Source organism: Bacillus solitudinis, assembly GCF_002797395.1.
Classification (GTDB): domain Bacteria; phylum Bacillota; class Bacilli; order Bacillales; family Bacillaceae_D; genus Halalkalibacter_A; species Halalkalibacter_A solitudinis.
This window is the reverse complement of the sequence record NZ_KZ454943.1, coordinates 2,060,114-2,085,973: the sequence shown is the minus strand read 5'-3', so window position 1 is coordinate 2,085,973 and position 25,860 is coordinate 2,060,114. Positions and strand designations below refer to the sequence as shown.

27 protein-coding genes are annotated in these 25,860 nt (G+C 40.3%); 1 reads left to right on the top strand and 26 read right to left on the bottom strand.

Annotation, left to right across the window (positions count from 1 at the left end; genetic code table 11):
* Nucleotides 1-6 precede the first annotated feature (6 nt).
* The 18 genes from pth to CEF19_RS09805 form a co-directional block, all read right to left on the bottom strand.
* Nucleotides 7-564 carry an aminoacyl-tRNA hydrolase gene (pth, locus tag CEF19_RS09890; protein ID WP_100408272.1) on the bottom strand — a complete coding sequence of 186 codons (558 nt, stop codon included), beginning with the start codon at nt 562-564 and terminating at the stop codon, nt 7-9.
* A 78-nt stretch (nt 565-642) separates the two neighbouring features.
* Nucleotides 643-1,272 (bottom strand): 50S ribosomal protein L25/general stress protein Ctc, encoded by a 630-nt coding sequence (locus CEF19_RS09885; RefSeq protein ID WP_100405935.1) that lies wholly within the window; start codon nt 1,270-1,272, stop codon nt 643-645.
* A gap of 87 nt (nt 1,273-1,359) precedes the next feature.
* Nucleotides 1,360-2,310, bottom strand: a complete 951-nt coding sequence (locus tag CEF19_RS09880; protein WP_100405934.1) for a ribose-phosphate diphosphokinase — start codon at nt 2,308-2,310, stop codon at nt 1,360-1,362.
* 28 nt (nt 2,311-2,338) lie between these two features.
* Complete coding sequence (gene glmU / locus CEF19_RS09875; RefSeq protein WP_100405933.1) at nt 2,339-3,703, bottom strand: bifunctional UDP-N-acetylglucosamine diphosphorylase/glucosamine-1-phosphate N-acetyltransferase GlmU; 1,365 nt, start codon at nt 3,701-3,703, stop codon at nt 2,339-2,341.
* A 194-nt stretch (nt 3,704-3,897) separates the two neighbouring features.
* The gene (gene spoVG, locus CEF19_RS09870; protein WP_100405932.1) at nt 3,898-4,191 is read right to left on the bottom strand and encodes a septation regulator SpoVG; all 294 of its coding nucleotides are present in this window, start codon (nt 4,189-4,191) and stop codon (nt 3,898-3,900) included.
* A 189-nt stretch (nt 4,192-4,380) separates the two neighbouring features.
* Complete coding sequence (locus CEF19_RS09865; protein WP_100405931.1) at nt 4,381-4,758, bottom strand: RidA family protein; 378 nt, start codon at nt 4,756-4,758, stop codon at nt 4,381-4,383.
* A gap of 16 nt (nt 4,759-4,774) precedes the next feature.
* Complete coding sequence (purR, locus tag CEF19_RS09860) at nt 4,775-5,608, bottom strand: pur operon repressor (RefSeq protein WP_100405930.1); 834 nt, start codon at nt 5,606-5,608, stop codon at nt 4,775-4,777.
* Nucleotides 5,609-5,666: 58 nt separating this feature from the next.
* On the bottom strand, nt 5,667-6,530 hold the full coding sequence (ispE, locus tag CEF19_RS09855) for a 4-(cytidine 5'-diphospho)-2-C-methyl-D-erythritol kinase (protein WP_100405929.1): 864 nt from the start codon (nt 6,528-6,530) through the stop codon (nt 5,667-5,669).
* A gap of 145 nt (nt 6,531-6,675) precedes the next feature.
* Nucleotides 6,676-6,858, bottom strand: coding sequence for a small, acid-soluble spore protein, alpha/beta type (locus CEF19_RS09850; protein WP_100405928.1), 183 nt, complete (start codon nt 6,856-6,858; stop codon nt 6,676-6,678).
* A 107-nt stretch (nt 6,859-6,965) separates the two neighbouring features.
* Nucleotides 6,966-7,232 carry a biofilm formation stimulator Veg gene (veg, locus tag CEF19_RS09845; protein WP_100405927.1) on the bottom strand — a complete coding sequence of 89 codons (267 nt, stop codon included), beginning with the start codon at nt 7,230-7,232 and terminating at the stop codon, nt 6,966-6,968.
* Nucleotides 7,233-7,455: 223 nt separating this feature from the next.
* Nucleotides 7,456-8,313, bottom strand: a complete 858-nt coding sequence (yabG, locus tag CEF19_RS09840) for a sporulation peptidase YabG (RefSeq protein ID WP_100405926.1) — start codon at nt 8,311-8,313, stop codon at nt 7,456-7,458.
* Nucleotides 8,314-8,362: 49 nt separating this feature from the next.
* Nucleotides 8,363-9,244, bottom strand: coding sequence for a 16S rRNA (adenine(1518)-N(6)/adenine(1519)-N(6))-dimethyltransferase RsmA (gene rsmA, locus CEF19_RS09835; RefSeq protein WP_100405925.1), 882 nt, complete (start codon nt 9,242-9,244; stop codon nt 8,363-8,365).
* Nucleotides 9,244-9,804 carry a ribonuclease M5 gene (gene rnmV, locus CEF19_RS09830; protein ID WP_100405924.1) on the bottom strand — a complete coding sequence of 187 codons (561 nt, stop codon included), beginning with the start codon at nt 9,802-9,804 and terminating at the stop codon, nt 9,244-9,246. Before rnmV ends, rsmA begins: the two co-directional genes overlap by 1 nt.
* A 96-nt stretch (nt 9,805-9,900) precedes the next feature.
* Nucleotides 9,901-11,133, bottom strand: coding sequence for a G5 and 3D domain-containing protein (locus CEF19_RS09825; protein WP_100405923.1), 1,233 nt, complete (start codon nt 11,131-11,133; stop codon nt 9,901-9,903).
* Nucleotides 11,134-11,363: 230 nt separating this feature from the next.
* Nucleotides 11,364-12,131, bottom strand: a complete 768-nt coding sequence (locus CEF19_RS09820; protein WP_100405922.1) for a TatD family hydrolase — start codon at nt 12,129-12,131, stop codon at nt 11,364-11,366.
* 125 nt (nt 12,132-12,256) lie between these two features.
* Nucleotides 12,257-14,251 (bottom strand): methionine--tRNA ligase, encoded by a 1,995-nt coding sequence (metG, locus tag CEF19_RS09815; RefSeq protein WP_100405921.1) that lies wholly within the window; start codon nt 14,249-14,251, stop codon nt 12,257-12,259.
* A 1,737-nt stretch (nt 14,252-15,988) separates the two neighbouring features.
* Nucleotides 15,989-17,821 carry an ATP-binding protein gene (locus CEF19_RS09810; RefSeq protein ID WP_100405920.1) on the bottom strand — a complete coding sequence of 611 codons (1,833 nt, stop codon included), beginning with the start codon at nt 17,819-17,821 and terminating at the stop codon, nt 15,989-15,991.
* 137 nt (nt 17,822-17,958) lie between these two features.
* Nucleotides 17,959-18,918: a DNA double-strand break repair nuclease NurA gene (locus CEF19_RS09805; RefSeq protein WP_100405919.1), complete on the bottom strand. Its 960-nt coding sequence runs from the start codon at nt 18,916-18,918 to the stop codon at nt 17,959-17,961.
* A 210-nt stretch (nt 18,919-19,128) separates the two neighbouring features.
* Between CEF19_RS09805 and CEF19_RS09800 the strand changes: the two genes are divergently transcribed.
* Nucleotides 19,129-19,416 (top strand): AbrB/MazE/SpoVT family DNA-binding domain-containing protein, encoded by a 288-nt coding sequence (locus CEF19_RS09800; protein ID WP_100405918.1) that lies wholly within the window; start codon nt 19,129-19,131, stop codon nt 19,414-19,416.
* 45 nt (nt 19,417-19,461) lie between these two features.
* Here the strand turns inward: CEF19_RS09800 and rsmI are convergent, their stop codons facing one another.
* From rsmI to CEF19_RS09760, 8 genes are all read right to left on the bottom strand, one after another.
* Nucleotides 19,462-20,322, bottom strand: coding sequence for a 16S rRNA (cytidine(1402)-2'-O)-methyltransferase (rsmI, locus tag CEF19_RS09795; RefSeq protein ID WP_100405917.1), 861 nt, complete (start codon nt 20,320-20,322; stop codon nt 19,462-19,464).
* 30 nt (nt 20,323-20,352) lie between these two features.
* Complete coding sequence (locus CEF19_RS09790) at nt 20,353-21,093, bottom strand: tRNA1(Val) (adenine(37)-N6)-methyltransferase (RefSeq protein ID WP_100405916.1); 741 nt, start codon at nt 21,091-21,093, stop codon at nt 20,353-20,355.
* Nucleotides 21,094-21,186: 93 nt separating this feature from the next.
* Entirely contained in the window at nt 21,187-21,531 is a 345-nt protein-coding gene (yabA, locus tag CEF19_RS09785) for a DNA replication initiation control protein YabA (RefSeq protein ID WP_100405915.1), read from the bottom strand.
* Nucleotides 21,532-21,546: 15 nt separating this feature from the next.
* On the bottom strand, nt 21,547-22,368 hold the full coding sequence (locus tag CEF19_RS09780; RefSeq protein ID WP_100405914.1) for a PSP1 domain-containing protein: 822 nt from the start codon (nt 22,366-22,368) through the stop codon (nt 21,547-21,549).
* Between the two features lie 4 nt (nt 22,369-22,372).
* Nucleotides 22,373-23,362 (bottom strand): DNA polymerase III subunit delta', encoded by a 990-nt coding sequence (gene holB / locus CEF19_RS09775; RefSeq protein WP_100405913.1) that lies wholly within the window; start codon nt 23,360-23,362, stop codon nt 22,373-22,375.
* A 14-nt stretch (nt 23,363-23,376) separates the two neighbouring features.
* Nucleotides 23,377-23,706, bottom strand: a complete 330-nt coding sequence (locus tag CEF19_RS09770; RefSeq protein WP_100408271.1) for a cyclic-di-AMP receptor — start codon at nt 23,704-23,706, stop codon at nt 23,377-23,379.
* Between the two features lie 7 nt (nt 23,707-23,713).
* The gene (gene tmk, locus CEF19_RS09765) at nt 23,714-24,361 is read right to left on the bottom strand and encodes a dTMP kinase (protein WP_100405912.1); all 648 of its coding nucleotides are present in this window, start codon (nt 24,359-24,361) and stop codon (nt 23,714-23,716) included.
* 2 nt (nt 24,362-24,363) lie between these two features.
* Complete coding sequence (locus tag CEF19_RS09760) at nt 24,364-25,800, bottom strand: aminotransferase class I/II-fold pyridoxal phosphate-dependent enzyme (RefSeq protein WP_100405911.1); 1,437 nt, start codon at nt 25,798-25,800, stop codon at nt 24,364-24,366.
* Nucleotides 25,801-25,860 lie beyond the last annotated feature (60 nt).

The following is a 25,860-nucleotide window of genomic DNA, read 5'->3' as shown; positions in this document are numbered from 1 at the left end:
TACAGCTTAATTGAATTGGTTCATCACATCTAAAAATGGAGTTCCGATTGAAGCCTCAATGGCTTTTACTGACTTCAAAATTGATTCGGTTACTGCTTCCCGTTCATCTGGGTGATACCGACCCAACACATAATTCACGATTGGTTCTCCCGATCGTGGACGATCAATTCCAACACGAATACGATTGAACTCTTGTGTTCCTAAATGCTGAATGAGTGATTTCATCCCATTATGTCCGCCTGCGCTTCCCTTTTGGCGAAGCCTAATTTTCCCAGTCGGTAAATCAAGATCATCATAGATTATAATCAGATCTTCAATTGCAATTTGAAAGTAATCCATAAAGGGTCTTACTGATTCACCTGAAAGATTCATGTATGTTAGCGGTTTTAATAAGTAGACTTTTTCACCTTTTATTATCGTTGATCCATAAACGCCCTTAAACTTTGACTGAACTAATTCAATTTTTAACTCTTTAGCGCAATAGTCAATTACATCAAAACCTATATTATGTCTAGTTCCACTATACTTCTCGCCAGGGTTTCCTAGTCCGACGATTAACTTCATTCTTTTCCCTACTTTCAAACAAGCCTTTATATCCTTCGAAAAAGGTATAACCTTCTTGGCTATACCCTTTAACATTATTTATTCTGCTTCGCCGGCCTTTTCTTGCTCAGCTTCACCTACTGCTTCTGGTTCCTCTAACTGCTCAGGTTCTTTCTCAACAGCTGGTGGTTGGATGGTTACAATCGTTTCTTCATCCTCATTGGTGATTTCAACCTTCATCGTTTTACGAATGTCGGCCACTTGAATGGAATCCCCAATATTTAGTGAGGAAATGTCTACGGTTATTTCTTCAGGTATTTCTGAAGGTAAACATCTAACGGAAAGATTATATAGTAAATGAGAGACAACGCCACCTTCATTTGCCCCTGGAGCTTCTCCACTTAGGTGAACTGCTACCTCAGCAACAATTTCGGATGTCATATCTACTTCAAAAAAGTCAATATGAGTATACTCATTTTTTATAGGGTCACGTTGTAAGTCATGAATCATCACTTGATGCTTAGCTTTCCCGTTAACATCTAAAGAGAAAAGCCCATTCTTCCCTACCTCACGTACCATCTTTATAAATTCAACACTTTCTACTGACACAGGTTGGCTTTCAATCTTATTTCCGTATAAAATTCCAGGAACATAACCTTCCTTGCGAACCTTTCTCGTTGCTGAACCCCTTAAATCATTTCGTGGATTTGCTTTTAAGATTGCTGCCATGTTTTTCTCACCTCTATTTAGATTTCGACTACTCTACTACTTGTCTTCCCTCTATATAGAAAAAGTAAACCTGTTTACAAGAAAAGTTTAATCGAATAATGTACTCACTGAAGCATGTTCGTGTACACGTATAATTGCTTCTGCCATAAGTTGAGCTACTGATAATGTTGTAATTTTATCTATTTTCTTTTCTTCTTCAAGTACAATTGTATTCGTAACAACTAATTCTTTAATTTTCGAATTTTGAATTCGCTCAATGGCTGGACCTGAAAGGACTGGATGGGTACAGCATGCATAGACTTCCTTCGCACCATATTCTACTAATGCATTTGCAGCTAATGTGATTGTACCCGCTGTATCAATAATATCGTCAATAATAATGGTTGTTTTCCCTTGAACATCACCGACGATGTTCATGACTTCTGACACATTTGGTCTTGGGCGACGCTTATCAATAATCGCAATCGGTGCTTTAAGACGATCAGCCAACTTACGAGCACGCACCACACCACCATGGTCTGGAGAAACAATAACAACGTCCTCAAGCTGCTTTTCTATAAAGAATTCGGCTAAAATTGGCACACCAACAAGTTGGTCAACTGGAATATCGAAGAAACCTTGAATTTGCGTAGCATGTAAATCTAACGTTAAAACACGTGTAGCCCCAGCTGTTTCAATTAAATTTGCAACAAGCTTTGCGGTAATTGGCTCACGGGCGCGGGCTTTACGATCCTGTCTCCCATATCCATAATAAGGCATAACAACATTGATTGTTTTAGCAGAGGCGCGTTTAAGAGCATCAATCATAATCAACAGTTCCATAATATGTTCATTTGTTGGAGCGGACGTTGATTGAATTAAGTATACGTCACAACCACGAATGCTCTCCTCAATATTAATTTGAACCTCTCCGTCACTAAAGCGCGTGACGGAGCTTTTACCCATAGTAACCCCAATTTTCTCAGTAATTTCATACGCTAAGTCCTTGTTTGAATTTAAAGTAAATACTTTTAAGCTCGGATCGCCATATTTAGCCATTTCTTTTTATTCCCTCCGCATGAATTGATCAGTTATTTTTCTTTACATACTCTTCTTTATTCGTTTGTCTAGCACGTGCAATCGATAATGCTTCACTTGGAACATCGTCAGTAATTGTTGATCCAGCGGCTATTAAAGCATTTTTCCCAATTGTTACAGGGGCTATTAAATTAGAATTACACCCAATAAATGCACCGTCTTCGATCTTAGTTAAAAATTTATTCTTACCATCATAATTAACCGTTACTGCACCACAGCTAAAGTTGACTTCACTTCCAATGTCAGAATCTCCAATATAGCTTAAGTGGGAAGCTTTACTTCCTTTACCGAGAGTTGACTTTTTAATCTCTACGAAATTGCCAATTCGGACCTCATCGTTAATCTTGCTCTGTGGTCGAATATGTGCAAAAGGACCAATTGCTACATTTGCACCAATATAACTATCATATACGACAGATTGTTTAATTGTTGTAGAATCTCCAATTTGGCTATCTTTAATTTCGCTATTTGGTCCAATAATACATTCTGTACCGATTTCTGTAGAACCTGAAATCACAGTCCCTGGATAGATGACTGTATCCTGACCTATCATGGCTTCTGTTGAAATATAGGTCTGTTGTGGATCGATAATCGTCACACCATTTCTCATCCACATTTCATTAATTCGCTTTTTCATTATTGCTTCTGCTTCAGATAATGCAACACGATCGTTTACACCTAAAGTTTCTCCAAAATCCTCTGTTTGATAAGCGGCGATTGTTTCTCCACTTTTCTGAAGGATTTCAATAACATCCGGTAAATAGTACTCACCTTGAGAATTTTTATTCCCAACATGCTTTAACGACTCAAATAATGCTTTATTATCAAAACAATACGTGCCAGTGTTAATCTCGTTAATTTCTTGTTCTTTTTCAGACGCATCCTTTTGCTCAACAATTCGTTCAACAAGCCCATCCTGATTACGAACCATTCTCCCATAACCGGTTGGATTTTCTGCATACGCAGTTAAAACTGTCGCTTTTGCAACTTGAGACTCATGATGTTTCAGCAAATTTTCGATCGTTTTAGCGGTTATAAGCGGTGTATCTCCACAGAGAACGACTGTGGTCCCTTCTTTTATACCAAGCACATCTTCAGCTTGCATAACTGCGTGACCTGTCCCTAACTGTTTCTCTTGAACGGCATAAGCAACTTTCTTGCCAAGCTGTTCACGCACGATCTCCGCACCATAACCAACGATCGTTACGATTTCATCAAAGCCTAGCTCAGTGACTTGATCAACGACATGTTGAACCATAGGTTTCCCGCATACAGGATGAAGAACTTTATAAAGTTTTGATTTCATCCTCGTACCTTGACCTGCTGCTAAAATAACCGCATAACGACTGCTCATGGTTTCCCCCCAAGTGTTCCGTTTTCCCTTACGAATATATCTCAAAATGCCTTTCTTTTCAAGGCTTGATACCATATACAATCAATTAAGTATATGTCAAGTTCATGAACAACGCGAGAGAGTCCTTAAAAACATTTTTTAACTTCGACAAAAAAGAAGCCTCACATATGCTGTGAGACTTCGCAGATACACTTTTAAGAAGCTCCTGCTTCTTCAAACTCTAACCCTTCAAACTCGCCAACGCGCTCATACTCTTCTAGTACAGCGGTTTGAATCTTTTCTCTTGTTTGGGACGAAATTGGATGAGCAATATCTCTAAACTCACCATCTGGTGTACGTTTGCTAGGCATTGCAACAAACAACCCATTGTTCCCATCAATGACACGAATGTCATGTACAACAAATTCATGGTCAATAGTAATTGAAGCAATTGCACGCATACGTCCTTCAGTATTTACACGGCGTAACCTTACATCTGTAACTTGCATGATGACCACCACCTATAGATTGTTTTTCATAATATACCAATTCTCGATAAAAAACCTAATTCCTTCTTTTGCAAAGATTATTTTTTACTTTTTTTCAAAATATTTAAAAAGCGCTTGGCAGCGCTTTCACTCATAAGATATGTAAGTGTGGCAAATGCTAAATTTACCACACTCTAACGTCACCGGTTATTACGCCTTTACAAGTGCAATGACTTCAATTTCCACCAAGGCATCTTTTGGTAGCCTTGCTACCTCTACACAAGATCGGGCTGGTTTATGTTCGCTAAAATACTCTCCATAAACTTCATTAATCGCCGGAAAATCATTCATATCCTTAATAAAGACCGTAGCCTTTACAACGGTTTCAAGGGAAGCTCCTGCCTCTTTTAAAACCGCCTTAAGATTTTTGAAGACTTGGTGTGTTTGCTCTTGAACATCACCTTCTAAAAATGTTCCTTCTGCAGTTAATGGAATTTGACCAGAACTGTAGAACATATTATTTACAACAATTCCTTGTGAATAAGGTCCAATCGCTCCAGGAGCTTGATCTGTATGTACAACTTTCATTCTTCTTTTCCTCCTATCAATACGGAAAAAGTTGCTTTAGCACATTTCCCGTTTCAACTTTGATTTTCTTTTCGCGAACATTTACTTCAGATAATCTGGTAACCGACATATATTCATCGATTAGACGCTCTTCCACTCCAACCGACTCAACGAGAACACCAATACCAACTAAATCTGCTTGAAACTCCTCGAGTAAGTCCATCATTCCGCGGATTGTCCCACCGGCTTTCATAAAATCATCAACAATAAACACACGTGAACCAGGAGAGAGACTACGACGCGCAAGGGTCATCGTCTGAATTCTCTTTGAAGATCCGCTTACATAATTAATACTAACCATCGATCCCTCAGTCACACGATGATCCCTTCTAACAATACTCACTGGTACGTCTAAATATTGACCCACTGCATAAGCTAAGGGTATTCCTTTTGTTGCAACAGTCATCACCGCATCAATCCGTTTATCTGCAAGGACGGCAGCAAATAGACGCCCTACCTCTTGGATAAAACGAGGATTTCCAAGTAAATCCATCATATATAAGTAGCCACCAGGTAAAATTCTCTCAGGCACAGCAAGCTCTTTAATTAGGCTCTTTACAAGTGTTTCCGCGTCTTCTTTTCCAATTCTCGGTATGTACTTCACTCCACCACTAGCGCCTGGTATAGTTAGTAAGGAACCATATCCTTCGTCCTCAAAGATTTCTTTGACAATGACAAGATCTTCGCTAATAGAGGATTTTGCCGATTGATAACGTTCTGAAAAATGCGTAAGTGAAATCACTTCATGAGGATGTTGCAATAAAAAGTAAGTCATGTCAACGAGACGCCCACTACGCTTAAGTTTTTTCATAATACCTCCGCCAAAACCGAATATTTACCTTTAACATTACACTTTCGTACGGTTTTTATCAAGTATTGTTGGAAGGGATTAACCGAACAGCATAGACATTACTACAAAATCCTCTTAGTCCATTATACACACGGTGAAGTCTTGATTCTTTTTCAACTAAGCCGAATACCGTTGGACCACTCCCACTCATCAAAACACCGTCCGCTCCAAATCGTTGCATTTGCTCTTTAATGTGGCGCACCTCTGGGTATAAATCAAGAGTAACTGTTTCAAGAACATTATGAAGGTTGTTACAAATCCCATGAAAGTCTTGAGATTTAATGGATTTAATCATTTCAGCCGTTTTAGCGTGTTGAATAGTACCAACATCTAAACGCTTGTACACATCTGCTGTGGACACGCCAAGGGGCGGTTTAGCTAGAATAACCCAACAAGGCGGAGGAGAGGCAATCTTTTGAATGATTTCACCTCTACCTGTTGCAAGAGCTGTACCTCCATGTACACAGAAGGAGACATCTGATCCTATTTCCGCTCCTAAATCGGCAAGCTCGTCCAAGGTTAGTCCTAATGACCAAAGCTCATTCAAACCTTTTAACGTAGCCGCTGCATCACTGCTGCCACCAGCTAGGCCAGCTGCAACGGGAATACGCTTTGTAATATAAATAAATACACCTTTTTTCACTTGAAAACGCTTTTGTAAGAGATCTGCAGCCTGATAAGCAAGATTTCGCTGATCGTTTGGAACAAAACCCTCTGAGACATCTACCTGAATCTTTCCATCATCTGTCTCTGTTAAATCGATACGATCTGCTAAATCAACAGTAGTCATAATCATTTCGACTTCGTGATAGCCATCATTTCTCTTTCTTAGCGCATCAAGTGATAAATTAATTTTTGCTGGTGCTTTGATTGAACATTTCACACTTGTCACCTACTATAGTTTGCTTACGCTATTTTATCACTTGTTTGCTCAACATACCACAGCTAGTAAAAAATCATTCTAAAAACCACGATTTATAACAAAAATAAGAGCCAAGGCGAATCGCCTTGGCTCTGTCACCACTTCCCTAACGCTGTTGATTATTAGCTAATTGTTGTTCGGCTATTTCAATGGCCCTTTTGACCATATTCCCTGCATCTTTTGCACGGATTCCGCCCCAACCTTCTCTTTGGACCGTTTCATAAAAACCAAGCTCTTTCGCCAACTCTTCCTTAAAGCCTTCTGACATAACTCCTCGTCTTCTGCTCATCGGTCAACAACTCCTTTGTCCTCGAGTAATGGTGACTTTTTTAGTATAATCAAGTACAAATAAAATATGACTTCCTCTATTATCTAAAGGAAGTCAACTTATCGTCGCTACGCCTCAATAACAGGGGCACCTTCACCCTCGTCACAAAGCATCAGTTCAACGGTTTCAGTTAGAATATCAGCATAGCTGTAGGATACTCGTTCAAAGGCATTTTGCTGTTCATCTAGCTTGACAATAAACACTGAAGGGTATGTTTCCTCAAGAAGCCCGGAACGTTCCATCGTTTTCCGACGCCCCCCGTTTGCCTTAATTGTAATCCGTTTTCCAACATTGGCATCTAATGCACGCTTAATGTCAATCAACGTTTTTCCCATTAATACACCCCACCTCACTATAAGTTCAATGATACCATGCAACACGCCTTTTGTCAAATAAATTAAAAATTATATCAACTGTACGAGAGTATTGTCAATGATTTCGACTAAATCTATACATTTTTTTTTACTTGCATGACTCTATACTTAGTTTGTCTTAAACAAACTGAAAATATGTGCAACAAATTCAAAAAAATGCCTGCTCATCATGCAGGCATTTTCACTAATCTTCTTTCATTGGCATTCCTCTACGCATAACTCCTCGCGTTTCAACACCACCTAAGCCCTTTTCCCCAGTAATTGTATTACGGAGAACATCCCATAATCCAATATTATCCATAAATGAGGTCATACTCACTTTTGCAGCAATATACACAGGATCTAAAGCATGAATGTTAATTCTATCAGGTGAACTAGCAAAATTTGCTCCTGCTTTAATAAGCGTCTCAAAATGGGACTGGCATGCACCTGCAAAAATAATTAAATTATCCCGATTCATTACTTGCTTTCTTGCAATTCGTACACACTCTGCGAAATACTTTGTATTGCGATAAGCTCGAATATCTTCACCTGTACCTCTAGACTTTAAGTAAGCATCATGCCCTGTTACGACTACAATATCTGGCTGAACCATTTCTAGTAGAGATTCCATTTGTTCTGGCATTTCCTTTTCATGAAGATGGACACCATAGACAGGTACCCCTAATCGCTTATAAAGTTCGGTGCATTTTTGCAAATATAGGGGATCGCCATCAATGTGTAATACCCTACCTCGCAACTCAAAAAAAGAGGAATCTGTTGAATATCCTGACGTAACGTCGTAGCCATTTCTATATTTAAGCAACTTGGCATCTTGACGAAATAGATAATACGAATTCTCTTCTTTCTCCTTGGACTTTTTTCTTCGTTCTGCTTGTTCAGATTCAGTTATTTTAACGAGGTCATCAATATATGCATCCGCTAATAAGCGCATATCTTCTCCAGCTAACTCAACGTGTTTCCCAATTATAGAGACAACACGAAATAACAAATCACATTTATAGGAAAGACGGGCCACAATATCTCCAGCTTTAAATGTCATCGGCACTCCTCCTCTTCACTTAGCCTATGTGTAAAGGGGGAGAACGGTGCTACACGTCAAGAAATTTTAATAATGAATCACTCAGTTTCGCAAATTCCTCTATAGATAAAGTTTCTCCTCTTCGTCTTGAATCAATATCAGCCTCTTCTAGCGCAGCTTCAATTTCCGATTTTCTTTCTTTTGGGCCTAAATTATGAACCAAGTTATTTAAAATCGTTTTTCGGCGGTTAGCGAAGCTTGCGTGAAATACTTTAAAGAAATATTCCTCATCCTTAACAGCAACGGCAGGCTCCTTTCGAATCGTTAACCTTAAAACTGCTGAGTCCACCTTAGGCTGAGGGACAAATACCGTAGCCGGGACCGTCATAACTTTTTCTGCGACCGCATAATATTGGGCTGCAATCGACAATGACCCATATTCCTTCGAGCCCGGTTTAGCTGCTATTCGGTCCGCAACCTCAGATTGAATCATCACAACGATACCGCGAATTGGAAGTTTTTCTTCAAGCAATTTCATTAAAATTGGTGTTGTAACATAATACGGTAAATTAGCAACGACCATTAAGTCTTGTCCATCGTCAAACTTGTCGTTAATGACTTGTTGCAATTCTGCCTTTAGAACATCCGAATGAATAATTTCTACATTTGGATATGGACTTAATGTATCAGCTAGTACTGGTAGCAACCGCTGATCAATTTCAAAAGCAATCACCTTTTTGACTCGCTTTGCCAACTGTTCAGTTAGCGCACCAATTCCAGGACCAATTTCAATAGCTCCTGATTGTTCAGTAATATTTGCTGATTCAACTATATTTCGGAGAATATTTGTATCGATTAAAAAATTTTGACCTAAGCTTTTTTTCATATGAAATTGGTACTTTTCTAATATCTGCTTCGTACGGATCGGAGTTGCTATATCTTTTATTGTCATTATTGCCCTTCCTCCTCAAACACTTGCTGTATAGCTTGCGAGAATTCGATTTCACTAATCTTAAACATATGTAAACGTTTATGCAGTTGTTTTCCATTCGCATACCCAATACTTAAAATATCACCGAGTCGTTCACGTCTTTGCTTTGCACAATGACCTGCAATAAGTCCCGCTGCATGCAAGTCTTGCCACGTCACAATTTCTTTTGGTTCATCATCATATTCTTGTTGCAATTTATTTAACGCTTCCCTTATTACCTCAGGTGAAGCATTTTCCACGCCTAAATCATCTCCATTTTTAGAGATTGCTTTATGCTTTGGAATAAACGCATGCTTACATCCTGGTACATGCGAACTAACGATTCGACGAATTCTATCCCCCGGATAATCAGGATCTGTTAAAATAATAATCCCTCGACGTTCTTGTGCTAAAGCAATTTGAGCAAGAACTTTAGCATTGACGGCCGAACCATTTGTCTCAATGGTATCTGCATCTACGGCTCGTTTTATTGCAACAGTATCATCTCGCCCTTCAACCACGATTATTTCCTTTACTTTCAATTTACTCGCTCCTCAAATCTTTGTCCTTTTATTGTAGCCTGATTCAGGGTAAAACAAAAGCACAGAGCAAAATGAGCTCTGTGCAAAAAGAAGAACTTAATCTAATATTGTTATTTTGACTTGCTTGCGTCCCCAGCGGCGAGCTTCTGCCGTAGATGGAACATGCACATCAATTTTATGTCCATTTATTGCTCCCCCGGTATCGCCAGCTATCGCGTTGCCATAGCCTTCTACATACACGCGGCTCCCAAGCGGGATCACATTCGGATCCACTGCAATGACTTTCATATTACGGTTATTATTTAAATTAATACCGGTCGCTGTAATCCCACTACAACCAGCACAACTAGCCGTATAAGCAGTTGCAGTTACGGTAAATGAACGTCCACTTGGACTTTTAGAGGACGGACTTGCACTAGTTTTTGAACTTGGACTCGAACCACGTGAAACTGTTGGAGCAGCAGGACGTGTTCCAACTGCAACAATTCGATCCGTGCTTTCACTAATGGTTTCTTTTTCAATTAATTCACGTGAAATTTCCTTGCCATCTTCAAGGACGACTTCATAATGCTTATTAATGCGTCCTTCTTTACCTGCTTCTATAACTTTCTCTTTTCCGTTTTCTAGCTTATTATCTTTTCGAGTAACCGTACCAAATGCTACGGTTTCTTCCACCACATCGGTGACTTTTTCTACACGAACCACTCGAATGTCAATTCCTTCGTCCACTTGTTCATCCAGCGCTGGTTCAACGCGGTCAAGTTCTCCTAATGAAACATTCTCTCTCTCTAAAAAGTCAGCGACAGTCGTCGAAGTTGTCCAGATCTCTTGTTGCTCACCATCACTTGTTAACTCAACTTGAAAAGCAGATTCATAGATTACATTCATTTCTTCAGAAATTTCTGCTGAAAGTGCTGGTTCAATTTTGTCATGTTCAGTGAAAACAATATCTAGTTCTTGTATTAGTTGTTTTACGGTATCTGCTGTTGTCCAAACAGCTTGCTCCGTATCCTCAATTGTCACGAAGACTTCCTTAGCAGGCTTCCAGGCTATTGTCATATTACCAGTTATTCTCTCTTCTAGTCCTGGCTCAATGGCATCAAAGTCTTTTACTTCCCATTCTTGCTCCATCATCAATTCAGCAACTGTCGATGCATGTGTTTGCACCCTGAATTCTTCCCCATTTAGTGAAATGGTTACCGTTGCCTTCGTTGTCTCGTATACAGCGTAAATCATCACGCTAACGAAGAGAATGAGACTTATGATGGAGATGACTAACCTCTTTCCAAAAGCTTTCTCTGGAAGAAGTTTGCGTTTGCTCGCTTCCATGTCATCAATTCCTCCTTCTCAACGACCGAATTATAAACACTGTACCTCCCTTTTGTCAACTTTTTATTTTATTTCAATTGTTACAACGTCCTTATTATCTATGATGTTAGAGCCAATTGAAATAAAATTTTCTCGACACGTCCAATCTATGCATGCATGCTCTTTTGTAGAACAAAAACGAATAAGAGAAATGTTTGACAAGCTTAGACAACGGTCTCCACTATTCGTTATCAAGTTATGCCAAAAAGTTTTTTTGCATTTATCCTTGTTTGGTTTGCTAACTCTTGATAATTCATTTCTCTTAATTCGGCTATCTGTTCCGCAATTAATTTAACATAGGCCGGTTCATTCCTTTTTCCACGAAAAGGATGTGGCGCTAAGTAAGGACAATCCGTCTCTATTAATAACTTTTCTAAAGGTATTTCTTTCACCACTTCCTTAGGTCGTTTTGCGTTTTTAAACGTAACAGGCCCACCGAAAGAGATATGGAAATTCAAATCTAAACACATGCGAGCAATCTCAAGGCTTCCTCCAAAGCAATGCATAATTCCACCAACTTGATCTGCACCTTCCGCTTTGAGGATGTCGACGATATCTTGGTCTGCATCGCGGTTATGTATAATAATTGGTAAATTTATTTTTTTAGCCAAGTAAATTTGCTTACGAAACACTTCTTTTTGGACCTCTTTTGGGGACTTGTCCCAATGATAATCGAGTCCCATTTCTCCTAAGGCAACAACTTTGGGATGTGACGCTAATTCTTCTATCCATCTCAAATGCTCTTCAGTCATATCAATAGCGTCAACTGGGTGCCATCCGATTGCCGCATAAAGATGTGAATAAGATTCTACTAATTCCATCGCTCTATTAATCGTCTTTTCATCAAAACCGACAACGACCATCTCTGTTACACCTTTTTCTTTAGCTCGCTCAATGGTTTCTGTCACATCTTCATCGAATTGATCTGCATTTAAGTGAACATGTGTGTCAAAAAGCATATTAGATAACCTCCTCCTTACTTTAATTTCAGCTAATAGTATTTTAATATAGTATGTTCTCTTTAGAAAAACAAGGGAGGAATCAGTGACTCCTCCTATATAACTGATACCTTTTCTGGACTTTTTTATTTAACTTGAGCTCCATTTGGCAAGCTTCCATCAATGGTTGCAAGCTTTAGTTTTTTTCCTTTCGATCCTGCCAATATCATCCCTTGCGAAAGTTCTCCACGGAGTTTTACAGGCTTTAAATTCGTTACACAAATAACCTTTTTTCCAACAAGTTCATCAGGAGAATAATATTTTGCAATACCTGATACGACTTGTCGTTGCTCAGAACCTAAGTCTAGTTGAATTTTTAAGAGGCGATCTGCTCCTTCAACAGGCTCAGCCCGTAAAACCTCTGCGACTCGTAGTTCAACCTTTGAAAAGTCCTCAATGGTTATTTCATTTTCATCTTGGACTTCTTTGATGTCTTGATTTTCTGTTACTTCCCCTTTTTTAACTGTTCCACCCATTTGTTCAACAATGTATGTAACTTCTTCTTCGACTTCCAAACGAGGAAAAATTGGCTCGCCTTTTTGAACAATTGTATCCTTTGGTATTTGCGCAAACGATGAAAGTGAATTCCATGTCGTTATCTCCTCTGTTAAGCCGAGTTGTTGCCAGATTTTTTTCGGTGTTTCCGTCATAAAGGGCTGTATTAAAACAGAGACATAGCGCAATGACTCGGCTAAATGGTACATCACTGAACCGAGCTCTTCCTGCTTCGAATCATCCTTTGCCAAAACCCAAGGCTGTGTTTCATCAATGTATTTATTTGTCCGACTAACTAGTTGCCAAATGGCTGTTAGTGCAACTGAGAATTCCATTTCCTCCATTGACTTTTCTACCTTCTCAACGGTTGCTTCCACAAGTTCTAATAGTGGAGCATCGAATGGCGTTGCGTCCTTAAGATAAGATGTAATTTTCCCATCGAAATATTTATTAATCATAGCCACCGTACGATTCAAAAGATTGCCAAGATCGTTTGCCAAATCATAGTTAACCCGCTCAACAAAGCCTTCTGGTGTAAATGTTCCATCTGATCCAAATGGCACTTCTCGTAATAGATAGTAGCGAAGGGCATCCAACCCATAGCGGTCAATTAATGGCACAGGATCAACGACATTTCCTTTAGATTTTGACATTTTGCCATCCTTCATTAAGAGCCAGCCGTGACCGAATACTTTTTTCGGTAATGGTAAGTCAAGAGCCATAAGCATTATCGGCCAATAAATCGTATGGAATCGTACAATTTCCTTACCCACAAGGTGAACATCCGCTGGCCAAAATTTGTCATACAGTTCCGTATCTTTACGCCCATATCCAAGTGCTGTTATATAATTCATCAAAGCATCGATCCAAACATAAATCACATGTTTAGGATTACTTTTAACCTGAATCCCCCATTTATATGAAGTACGAGAAACGGCTAAGTCTTCTAATCCTGGCTTAATAAAGTTATTAATCATCTCATTTTTTCGAGACTCTGGTTGAATAAATGTTGGATTTTCCTCATAAAACTCAAGAAGACGATCGGCATATTTACTCATTCGGAAGAAATACGACTGTTCCCTTACCTTTTCAACTGGATGTCCACTATCTGGACTCTTCCCACCAATAACATGTTCATTCTCATCATAAACTGGATCCACTAATTGACGTGCTGTGTAAAAGGTTTCATCTGGAATAGAATACCATCCTTCGTATTCATCCAAATAGATATCACCTTGAGCCAATAATTTCTCGAAAATGTCTTCAACGACTTGTTTATGTCGCCCTTCGGTTGTTCGTATAAAATCGTCATAGGAGATATCCAGCTTGTTCCAAAGTTTTTGAATACCACTTACAATCTCGTCAACAAATTCTTTCGGCGTTTGACCTTTTGCAGTTGCCTTTTGCTCAATCTTTTGTCCATGTTCATCCGTTCCTGTTAAGTAACGAACCTCGTACCCTCTCAATCGCTTGTAACGTGCCATTGCATCGCCCGCAACAGTTGTGTAGGCATGACCGATATGAAGCTTGTCACTTGGGTAATAAATTGGTGTTGTAATATAAAACGTCTTCTTTTCATTTGACATCCAAAATTCCTCCTCATTTTTTAGAACACTTCATTAAAACCTCGTTCCTCGGCTGCCGGCGCCAACGAGTTGTCGCCTATACAAAACCAAGATCCCTAAACCTTTACCTTAGCCTCGTTCCTCGGCTGCCGGCGCCAACGAGTTGTCGCCTATTTAAAACCAAGATCCCTAAACCTTTACCTTAGCCTCGTTCCTCGGCTGCCGGCGCCAACGAGTTGTCGCCTATTTAAAACCAAAATCCCAAAACCTTTACCTTAGCCTCGTTCCTCGGCTGCCGGCGCCAACGAGTTGTCGCCTATTTAAAACCAAAATCCCAAAACCTGTACCTTAGCCTCGTTCCTCGGCTGCCGGCGCCAACGAGTTGTCGCCTATTTAAAACCAAAATCCCAAAACCTGTACCTTAGCCTCGTTCCTCGGCTGCCGGCGCCAACGAGTTGTCGCCTATTTAAAACCAAAATCCCAAAACCTGTACCTTAGCCTCGTTCCTCGGCTGCCGGCGCCAACGAGTTGTCGCCTATTTAAAACCAAAATCCCAAAACCTGTACCTTAGCCTCGTTCCTCGGCTGCCGGCGCCAACGAGTTGTCGCCTATTTAAAACCAAAATCCCAAAACCTGTACCTTAGCCTCGTTCCTCGGCTGCCGGCGCCAACGAGTTGTCGCCTATTTAAAACCAAAATCCCAAAACCTGTACCTTAGCCTCGTTCCTCGGCTGCCGGCGCCAACGAGTTGTCGCCTATTTAAAACCAAAATCCCAAAACCTGTACCTTAGCCTCGTTCCTCGGCTGCCGGCGCCAACGAGTTGTCGCCTATTTAAAACCAAAATCCCAAAACCTGTACCTTAGCCTCGTTCCTCGGCTGCCGGCGCCAACGAGTTGTCGCCTATTTAAAACCAAAATCCCAAAACCTGTACCTTAGCCTCGTTCCTCGGCTGCCGGCGCCAACGAGTTGTCGCCTATTTAAAACCAAAATCCCAAAACCTGTACCTTAGCCTCGTTCCTCGGCTGCCGGCGCCAACGAGTTGTCGCCTATTTAAAACCAAAATCCCAAAACCTGTACCTTAGCCTCGTTCCTCGGCTGCCGGCGCCAACGAGTTGTCGCCTATTTAAAACCAAAATCCCAAAACCTGTACCTTAGCCTCGTTCCTCGGCTGCCGGCGCCAACGAGTTGTCGCCTATTTAAAACCAAAATCCCAAAACCTGTACCTTAGCCTCGTTCCTCGGCTGCCGGCGCCAACGAGTTGTCGCCTATTTAAAACCAAAATCCCAAAACCTGTACCTTAGCCTCGTTCCTCGGCTGCCGGCGCCAACGAGTTGTCGCCTATTTAAAACCAAAATCCCAAAACCTTTACCTTAGCCTCGTTCCTCGGCTGCCGGCGCCAACGAGTTGTCGCCTATACAAAAAGCCCTCATCCGCATCGGGACGAGAGCATATCTCACGTGGTACCACCCAAAATTCCCTTTTTGCTTCGCAGCAGAAAGGCTCTAGAAGTCAAAGACCTCGACTGTTAACGCCAGCAACGTTGCCCCCTTATGTTCTAAACACTCGAAGGTAAATTCCTCCCAGGACCATCTTCCACCTCACATCTATACCGGTTTCCAGCTTCCCCGGCTCTCTGATGTAGCACTCGGCTACCTTTTTATAGATGATAAGCTGTACTCATCCCTTCATCGGAAATCATATTCTCTAACATTTATTCCTCAAATCTATCCAAAATATACCGAATGATACAGGTCACTGTCAAGAGCGGTCATACAAAGTTGCGAATGGCGTCTTTTGTTTTTTTAGCTTTCCTTTCTCACAAAGACGCTCTAGCTCCTTTTTCCACGTTTGGATATCCCATGATTTCTTCGCTCCCTTGTTGATGTCGGTCAAGTAATTCATTAAGCTCATTTCCGCTAATGGCAGAAACGGCTCGATAGCTGACAATACATCGTCATCACCCTGGTTATTCATTTGCAGAAGCTCATCAAATGGATTTAATGTATGAGGACTCGTTGAATGAGCTAACCGTATCCGTACAGCCATCGTACGACCCATAATGGCTGAAGAAACAAATACGTCGCCAGACCGTAAATATGGAAGGCGCTTTCCTTCTTCGTTCGTCAAATCCGTTTCTTCTTTTATCGTTTGAATATCCGTTCCCCTTACAGTCCGAAACACAAACTTTGAATTTAATTGTGCGGTAATCGTTTCATCGAGTAATGTTGGACGTTGAGTGGCTAAGATCAGGAAGGCTCCGTACTTTCTTCCCTCCTGGGCAATTTCCTTCAAGACAGATTTTGCTGGCGAATCATAACCTTTAGGTGCAAAATTATGCGCTTCGTCAGTAACAATTACAAACGGGGGGAAAAATTCACCTTGCTGCTGTTGGAGCTTTGCGTCTTTGTAGGCACGTCGTTTTCCATAAAGAGCACCAATGACATAACTCGAAAAAACCTGAAGCAACCAAACAGCTCCTTGTACAACAACAAGTTGTCCTCCATGGATTCCTTGTTCAATTGCCCGAATATTCTGTTGGAAAAGACCCGCATGGTGAAGACGATTCGCCCTCCACTGAATGCCTTTAATCGAAGCAAGGGGCAGGCTACCAAATTGATCAAGAAGTTTCTTAAATGTCCCGTACCGCTGAATATCTTCACGAGACATTCCTCCATCATGTACCATTGCGTCAATCTTTTGTTTCCCTAATTCTAATGCCTCTGCAACATTCGCAACGCGATCACTAAATGATTGGTAGCTATCCCGTCGTTTATGAATGCTTTGAATCACGTTAATCATCGACTCTGTTAATGATCCCGCAGCCGATAACAGCCGTTCCACATCTCGTGTGGATAAAGCGGAGAAATCTACTCCTACGTCCCGTCCAATTTGTACAACGGTATAGTGGTCCTGATAAGAAGGTACATCACCGACCCCGTCTGCTGTTGCTTCAAAGTTCATTTCAAAATGTGGATCAAACACTAGAGTAGGGATCCTGAGCTTCATTAGTTCCTCTAACATGACACGTAATCCAAATGACTTTCCAGATCCTGACCCCCCAAATACACCAATATGGGGATATTGCTGCATCGCTCGAATATCAAAAATAAAGGGTACGCCTTGTTGCAGTCGGACGTCCTCGGTATCTTGTATATGAAATAAACCTTGTAGATGGCTTGGTACTGTCTTTGCTATAAAGTCTGTTGCTTTGATTTCCCCTACTATCATACCCGCCTGGGGTGTTGACTTTACTAATAAAGGAGCTATTTCATCAAAGGCAGGATGACGGACATGCGCTCCGGTCTGTAGGGGCTGTGTCGCCTCCTCAAAAAGGCGAACCTTTGCTAAGTGGATGTCATCTGCACCTATATCATAGCCAATTTGTTCAAGCGTTTTTAAAACTTGACTATCAACAAGCCCCTTATCAAACCCCATTGGAATATAGCGATTGTAGGAAAATGTCTCAACGACTTCCCCTTTAGGCTCATTTAGCTGCTCATCTTCAATTACAAATATCTCATTCATTCGAAATTTATGTGTTTTTGATGCAACAAACACTTCATGTTGGGTAGTCACACCTACAATTTGCATGCTGATTTCCTCCTTTATACATGGAATCTTTACTAACCCGAGCCTTCTTTCACGCGGCTGCCGTCGCAAAGGCTTGCGACTCTTTAAAACCTTGAGCCTTCCTTCGCGCGGCTGCCGTCGCAAAGGCTTGCGACTCTTTAAAACGGGCGTTCTTGGCGTTTTCTTGTGAAGAACTTTTGTCTTGTTTCTGGAGCAATGTATTGCTCTATTAATGCATCAACGAGCTTGTCTGTTACACGAACATCGCGGTCAATATGATCTAGCCATAATGGAATTCCCCTTCCTTCACTTGGTGTCAATGTATACAACATATCTGCAACCTCATCTTTTTGATTTGCCTGCTCTTCAAGCATGTCAAAACCAGTAATCGCAGGACTTGAGCTTGGACGCATCCAAATCGACTGTAAGCCTGCTTTTTGTTGTATTTCTTCTATATAAACTGTTTCACCTTTTTCTAGTACTCCAAAAAGTAAATCCCGGTCATAAGAGAAAGGTTGCTTTTCAAACAACGTAAACCTAGGTAATTTCACAATGTTCTCTGTCGTAATCTCTTCCGACACACCAACAAGAAGAACTCTCTTTTCTAAAGCTTGCATTCGTAGTTTTTCCCATTCCTCCGGGGCATCAATGCGATAATGATATAAGGCCCCATCCATCATCATTAATTTAATAGGCTCTGATTCAATTAGCTTTAAAGCTACGGTTAATTCTAGCTTTGCTAACAAATGAGCTCTCCATTTCATTGGTTGCGGTCGTTCCTTCTCATCTCTATCGTCTAAGAGTGGCGCATATACATCTGATTCACGACACTCATTTCCTGTAGTTGTTTTCGCAAGTGCCTGAAATAAGTAAACTACATGAGGTGCTTCACCAAGAGTCTGATTTACTGACCCATCAACAGCGGCCAATTTACCTTCTCTTAATTTTTCCGATAATGATTCAGGGGAAAGACGAGACATTTGTCGAAATACAGCATTGGATTCGCTTAGTTTTTGTCGAATCATCTTTCTATCACCTAAAGATAATTGGTAAGTATGCTGAAGGGATTCGCCTAATTTTTTGATTTTTTCGGCGAAATCTGGTGCTAGTTCAAACATAATCGGCCCCCCTTAAATATAAAAAAACCTTGATTTAGTCGGACTTAAAAGTAAAAAATCTGCCTTTTTTATAAAAATAAGCTATGAAAAACAAAAAAAAAGTAATTGACTTGTTTTGGAAACATTGGTATTCTTAGTTCAGAAAGAAAAATGTCGAATAATGACACAAATAAATAAAGTTGTTCTGTCTGAGAGGAGACAAAATTTATTATGAAATCTACTGGTATCGTTCGTAAAGTTGATGAACTAGGTCGCGTTGTTATTCCTATTGAACTTCGTCGTACACTTGATATTGCTGAAAAAGATGCGCTTGAAATCTATGTTGATAATGACCGTATTATCCTTAAAAAGTACAAGCCAAATATGACTTGTCAAATTACTGGGGAAGTTTCAGATGATAATCTTTCAATTGCTGGCGGGAAAATCATTCTTAGCCCACAAGGTGCACAAGATATCATTAAAGACCTACAAGAATACGTGGCACGTTCACAATCATAATCGTAGGAAAAGACTCTGAATCTCTCAGAGTCCTTTTTTTAATACTTACGTGTGATAGGCTTGATAAACCTCGCGTTTTTGGAGATCTCGTTCAACTGAAACTTTTTTTATTGCATCTTTTGAAGGAATTCCAAGATTTATATAATGTTCTACATGTTGAAGAAGTGTAAGTGAATTCCACCATTGTTCTTTCTCCTCTACTTCCGTAGCACCTTCAACAATCACACAAAATTCTCCTTTAATAGTACCTTTTTCACACCAAATCAATGCTTCCTCTAACGTACCCCTTTGATATTCTTCAAACTTTTTCGTCAACTCGCGACAAATACAAATCCTTCTATTTCCGAGTACTTCAAGCATCGCGGAAAGTGTTTCCTTTATTCGATGTGGTGCTTCATAAAACATCATCGTCGCTTGCAAAGATTTTAGCCCTTCTAGTATCTCTACCCTTTGTTTTTTCTGACGTGGTAAAAAACCGATAAACTGAAATTGGGACGTCGACAAACCTGAGGCAATTAAACTAGTTAATGCTGCATTGGCTCCAGGTAGTGAAATAACAGCTATACCTTCAGCAATCGCAAGTTGGACTAAATCAAACCCTGGGTCGGATATTGCAGGCATTCCAGCATCACTTACTAGTGAAACTTGCTTTCCTTGCTTCATTTCTTCGATTAAAGTAGGACCAGCTGTTTGTTTATTGTGCTCATGATAACTGACGAGTGGGGTCTCTATTTCAAAATGCCTACACAGTTTTTTTGATTGTCTTGTGTCTTCAGCCGCAATCAAATTGGACTCTTGTAAGATTCGAACTGCTCTAAACGTCATATCTTCTAGGTTACCAATAGGAGTTGGGACTAAATAAAGGGCTCCTTTTTCTTGTTCTTGAAAACTATTTTGTTGCTGCATTGGCTTCACCTTTTTTCTTTGACATATCTTTTAATTCATTCCTTCATATACTTCCCGAAAAGCGGTAGTATATTGGCCGTTCTCCTTATAAATGTTTATAGGCGCTAAACAAGTCATTCCTGGACTGCCGTCTTTAATACCTTCCACTAGCACCATATTAGCAACCTTACCGGCTTTCGGGTAAATGAGTTGCATTCGTTTTGCCTCAATACGATATTTGCGCATAAGACTAATTATATCCGCTAGGCGTTCAGGTCTATGTACAAGAGCTACCTTGCCTCTTGACTTAACACACTCACTACAAACACGAATAACATCCTCTAACGAACAATGTATTTCATGGCGTGCAATCGCAAAGTGTATGTTGTGATTAAGCTCATCAGGAGTTACCGTCTCAAAATAAGGAGGGTTACACGTAACCACATCATAGTAACTTCGTTTAATGTCAGGTGATAATTGATTAATATCAGCATGAAGGAGTGAAACCTGACTTTCAAGTTGATTGATTACACTTGAGCGTTTGGCCATTTGATAAAGTCTTTCTTGTATCTCAATTCCTGTAATATGAGCACGACTTCTCGTAGTGAGTATAATTGGAATGATACCATTTCCTGTACACAAATCAAGAATTTGTCCCTTTTGAATTGGTACAGAGACAAATCGCGCTAGTAGGACCGCGTCAATGGAGAAAGAAAAGACGGAGGGACTTTGAATTATTTTTAAATCAGTTCCTGCTATATAATCTAATCGCTCATCGAAGTTTAGTGACATCTACATGTCCTCCTCGTTTATGTAAATCCATAGCCACCAACACTGTGACTATAGAAAAAGCCTTCCGACAAGGTGCGGAAGGTCCTTCTATGGTTACTTTTGATGCAGAAACGATAGACAAAACAGACAATCATCCCCGTCAATACGTATACTTCCATAATGAGTGTTACACACGTGAAAACCTTCTTGATACAGGCGTGCTAAATTATCATAGCCTTCACCAACAGAAGGTTTCTTCTTCTCATTAGGTGTTTTACCACTGGTTTCATCTACTTCCTTATCGAGTCGTTCTCGCAAGTTTCCATTCTCAATATGCAAGTAATGGTTTTCTTCGATTAAATAAGCGAGCTGCTCCTTTAAACCACGTAGTTCATTATGGAGCTCGCCAAGTCGCTCTTCTATTTGACTTACTTGTGTAAAGATTGCCTTTTTGTCCACGTTGCTTCCACCTCATCATTCTGTGGATTCAGTCGGCACAGTCCCCATTAATTCGTCCATGGTAAAATCGAGCACACGCTCTCCTTCCCCTAAATCAACTTGAACCAATCGCTCCAATAAATTTAAACCAATAACTTTCCCTTTTCCATGCGGTGTAGAAATTCTCTTTCCTACATCAGGCAACTCTTGTTTAGCGGACTCATACATATCATTTTCGTATTTTAAACAACACATTAATCGCCCACATAAACCTGAAATTTTCGCTGGATTTAATGAGAGGTTTTGGTCTTTCGCCATTTTTATCGAAACCGGCTCAAAATCGCCCAGAAACGATGAGCAGCAAAGAACTCGACCACATGGACCAATTCCACCTAGCATTTTTGCTTCATCTCTAACACCAATTTGTCTAAGTTCAATTCTTGTCCGAAACACAGCAGCCAAGTCCTTCACTAAGTCGCGAAAATCAATTCGTCCATCCGCTGTGAAATAAAATAGTACCTTGTTCCGATCAAATGTATACTCAACATCAACAAGTTTCATATCAAGTTGATGTTCGTGAATTTTCTCGTTACATACGTCAAAGGCTTTTTGGGCCGCCTCACGATTCTCTTGAACGGTAAGTTTGTCCTTTGGAGTCGCGATTCGAATGACTTGCTTTAACGGAAGGACCACATCGTTATTTCCTACCGATTTAATCCCAATAACAACCCTTCCATATTCGACTCCTCGTGATGTTTCGACGATGACAGCTTCCCCCTTCTCAAGCTCAAAGCTTCCTGGGGAGAAGTAATAGATTTTGCCCGCTTTTTTAAAGCGAACGCCTACAACTTGATGCAATCGTCTATCCCTCCTGTATACTGAGCAACAGCTTTTCCATTAAAAGCTGGATGTTTACATTAGCGCTCAGATGCCGTTTTGCTTCCAAAACGGCAGACATATTTTGACTCGTTCTTTCCTGCGAACTAGATAGTGCTTGTTGTTCCAATTGGTTTCTTTGGTCAAGATATGTTAAATGCTCGTACCTACCAATCTGTATATATAAAAGGTCTCTCAACCATAAGAGTATCAAATCAAGACCAAGTTCTTGTTCTCGCCTTTCTTTAAAAAGAGGCAACCACTTTTCTTGAAGAGTAAAGAGCACTTGACTTGGTCTATCATAGAGCTCTTCTTGTAATTGTATCACTACGCTTCGTGCTTGTGCAATCCAATCCCCTTCAGAAAGCGCCGTGGCCTCCTCAAAACTTGTTGTCAAACTAGCCAGTATGCTGGAAATTTGCTTAGATATTCCTGCATCCTCCAATACCTTCATAAATTCTTCTCTAGGCAACGGAGAAAAAGTTAGTTGCTGGCTACGTGATTGAATAGTTGGAAGAATTCTTGAGCCATTCTCCGTTAATAAAAGAGCAAGTGTTGGGGCTGTCGGGTCTTCTAGAAACTTAAGAAGGCTATTTGCCGCACTTGCAGTCATTTTATCTGCATCATCAACAATATAGACTTTTTGAGTGGATTCCATGCCACGGTAGGAAAATTCCTTTTGTAAATGGTCAATCTGTGCTTTTTTTATAGATTGACCTTCTGGTTCAATGACATGCATATCTGGATGATTGCCATGTTCAATCCTTTTACAATCTGTGCAGACTTGACAAGGCTCGATGCCTGTCCGCTCCTTACAAAAGAAGCTCTTCGTTAACTGAAGAGCAACTCTCTTTTTGCCTGTTCCTTTGCTTCCTTCAAATAAATAAGCATGTGCTAGTCTTTTCTTTTCAATGCTTCGCAGCAGCATATTCACGACTAGAGGCTGCGTTACACGTAATTGTTCCCAAGTATTCATTAATTGCCTCACCCTTAAAATTGTTCAAACTCTTCCACTGGTAACACAAAAACCGTAGCGCCCCCAACCTGTACTTCAACTGGATAAGGAACGTAAGAGTCTGCATTCCCCCCCATTGGTGAGATTGGAGCAACTAACTGGTCACGACTCTTGCAGTTTTCTTTGATAATCGTCATGACAGGGTCAATGTTTTCATCCTCTGTTCCTATTAAAAAAGTCGTGTTTCCTGCTCTTAAGAAGCCTCCTGTGCTAGCTAACTTTGTTGCACGATAATCGGCCTTCACTAACGCATCAGATAAACGATTACTATCTTGATCCTGAACAACTGCGATAATTAATTTCATCATCCCATCACTCCTTCACTTTTTTAAGGTACAAATGACGTTCCAAAGCCTCCATGGCATCTTTAAAAACTGCTTCCAATGGTTGGTTTGCATTTACCTTTACCACTCGTTCACCATACATGGCATTTACTTTCTCGTAACCCTCTTTCACTCTTAAGTGGAAATCAAGTAGCTCTTTATCTAAACGGTTTATCTCTCTCTGTCCATCCTTTTCAATTCTCTCTAGCCCAATATAGGGATCAATATCGAAATATAGGGTTAAATCAGGAAAACACCCTTCAATAGCAAACTCATTAATGGCTTGAACCTCATCAAAACCGAGTCCACGTGCATGTCCCTGATAAGCAAGGCTACTATCAATAAACCGGTCGCACAGCACAATTTTACCTGACTGAAGTGCGGGTAACACCTTTTCAACTAAATGTTGTCTTCTAGCGGCTGCATATAAAAGAGCTTCGGTTCGCGAGTCCATTTCCGTATGGTTTACATTTAAAATAATTTCTCTAATTTTTTCAGCAATTGGGATACCACCAGGCTCACGTGTTCTAACAATATCGATTCCTTGATCGTCTAAATATTTTTCTATTTTATTTAATACTGTTGTCTTTCCGGCACCTTCACCGCCTTCAACCGTAATAAACAATCCTCGTTTCATTGCTAATCCTCCAACTCGACAATAAGTATTCCTTCATTTAATCGCTGATGTCCTTGAAAATGAGCACCTGCACGTTCTATTTCTACAATTTGATTAATGACTTCTTTTTTTACCTTTTCTCCTGGAAGAAGAATTGGAACTCCTGGTGGATATGGAATAACCGACTCTGCCGCTATTTGATTAACTGCTTTGGCAAGTGGTACCCTTTTTGTAGAACGCATTGCCACTTCCTCATAAGATAACGTAAGACTAGAGACCTTCTCCCCTACAAAAGGAACAGGTTCTTTGGCTTTGACAACAGGATACACAGAAAGAATTGAGGCTAGCTTCTCAATCATTTCTCGAATATCCGTAAGTTCTTCTAAACCAAGAACGAATAAAACATGATTCAAATCCGCTAACTCGGTATATATGCCTTGTTGATTAAAAATGTGTTGTAATTGATAGCCTGTTAAATTACTTAATGATTTAATTGTAACCTTTAAGGGGTCACAATGATAGCGTTCATCTTGCCACTCTATAACTTCTATTTGTCCAATGGTAGCTAATTCGCGTTTAAACGTACGAACTCCTGCAAGAATAGATATAATTCTCTGTTTATCTAACATTTCTGCATAAGCTCTTGCGGCGTCTAAGGATGCCAAAATAAGATAAGAGGGACTACTTGATTGAAACATACCAAGGGCATCCTGAAGCTTTTCAACTTTATTAACTTGATTCGGGTGAACGTGTAAATAAGATCCCATTGTTAGTGAGGGAAGGGTCTTGTGTGCTGATTGCACAACGATATCAGCTCCAAGCGACAGAGCAGAAGGAGGAAATGAGTCAGAAATTTGAAAGTGCGCTCCATGTGCCTCATCGACAAGCACATAGAGATTTTTTTCTTTTGCCACTGTAATAATTTCCTTCGGATCCAATCCCACTCCGTAATAATTTGGATATGTTAGGAGTACAGCTTTCGCCTCAGGATAGCTACTTAACGCTATCTGAAATGTTTTTGTCGCTACTCCGATTGGATGCCCTGTTTCTTTATCATATTCAGGAGCGAGCAAAATGGGTTTTACATTTGCTAATTTTAATGCGTGAAAAACTGATTTATGAGCGTTCCGTTGTACAAGTACTGTATCCCCAGGATTACAGATTGCATAAACCATTGCTAAATTGCCTACAGTCGATCCACCTACTAAGAAAAAAGTATGCCCTGCTCTATAAAAAGTAGCTGCTAATTGTTGTGCTTCTAATATTGGACCAATCGGGCTATGTAAATCATCAAGACCTTCAAGTTCAGTTACATCATACCGAAGGACCTGTTTAAAATCTTCAAAAAGCCCACTATGGAAAACCAATCCATTTTTATGACCTGGAACATGAAAGGATGTAGAGTCTTGGTTTAGGTGCATTTGGATTGCTTGTATAAGCGGAGTTGAAGTTTGGTTCATTCGTTATCACTCCTTTTTTTCATTATAAAATGGATTGAACCAAGAATCACTTTTTCTTGC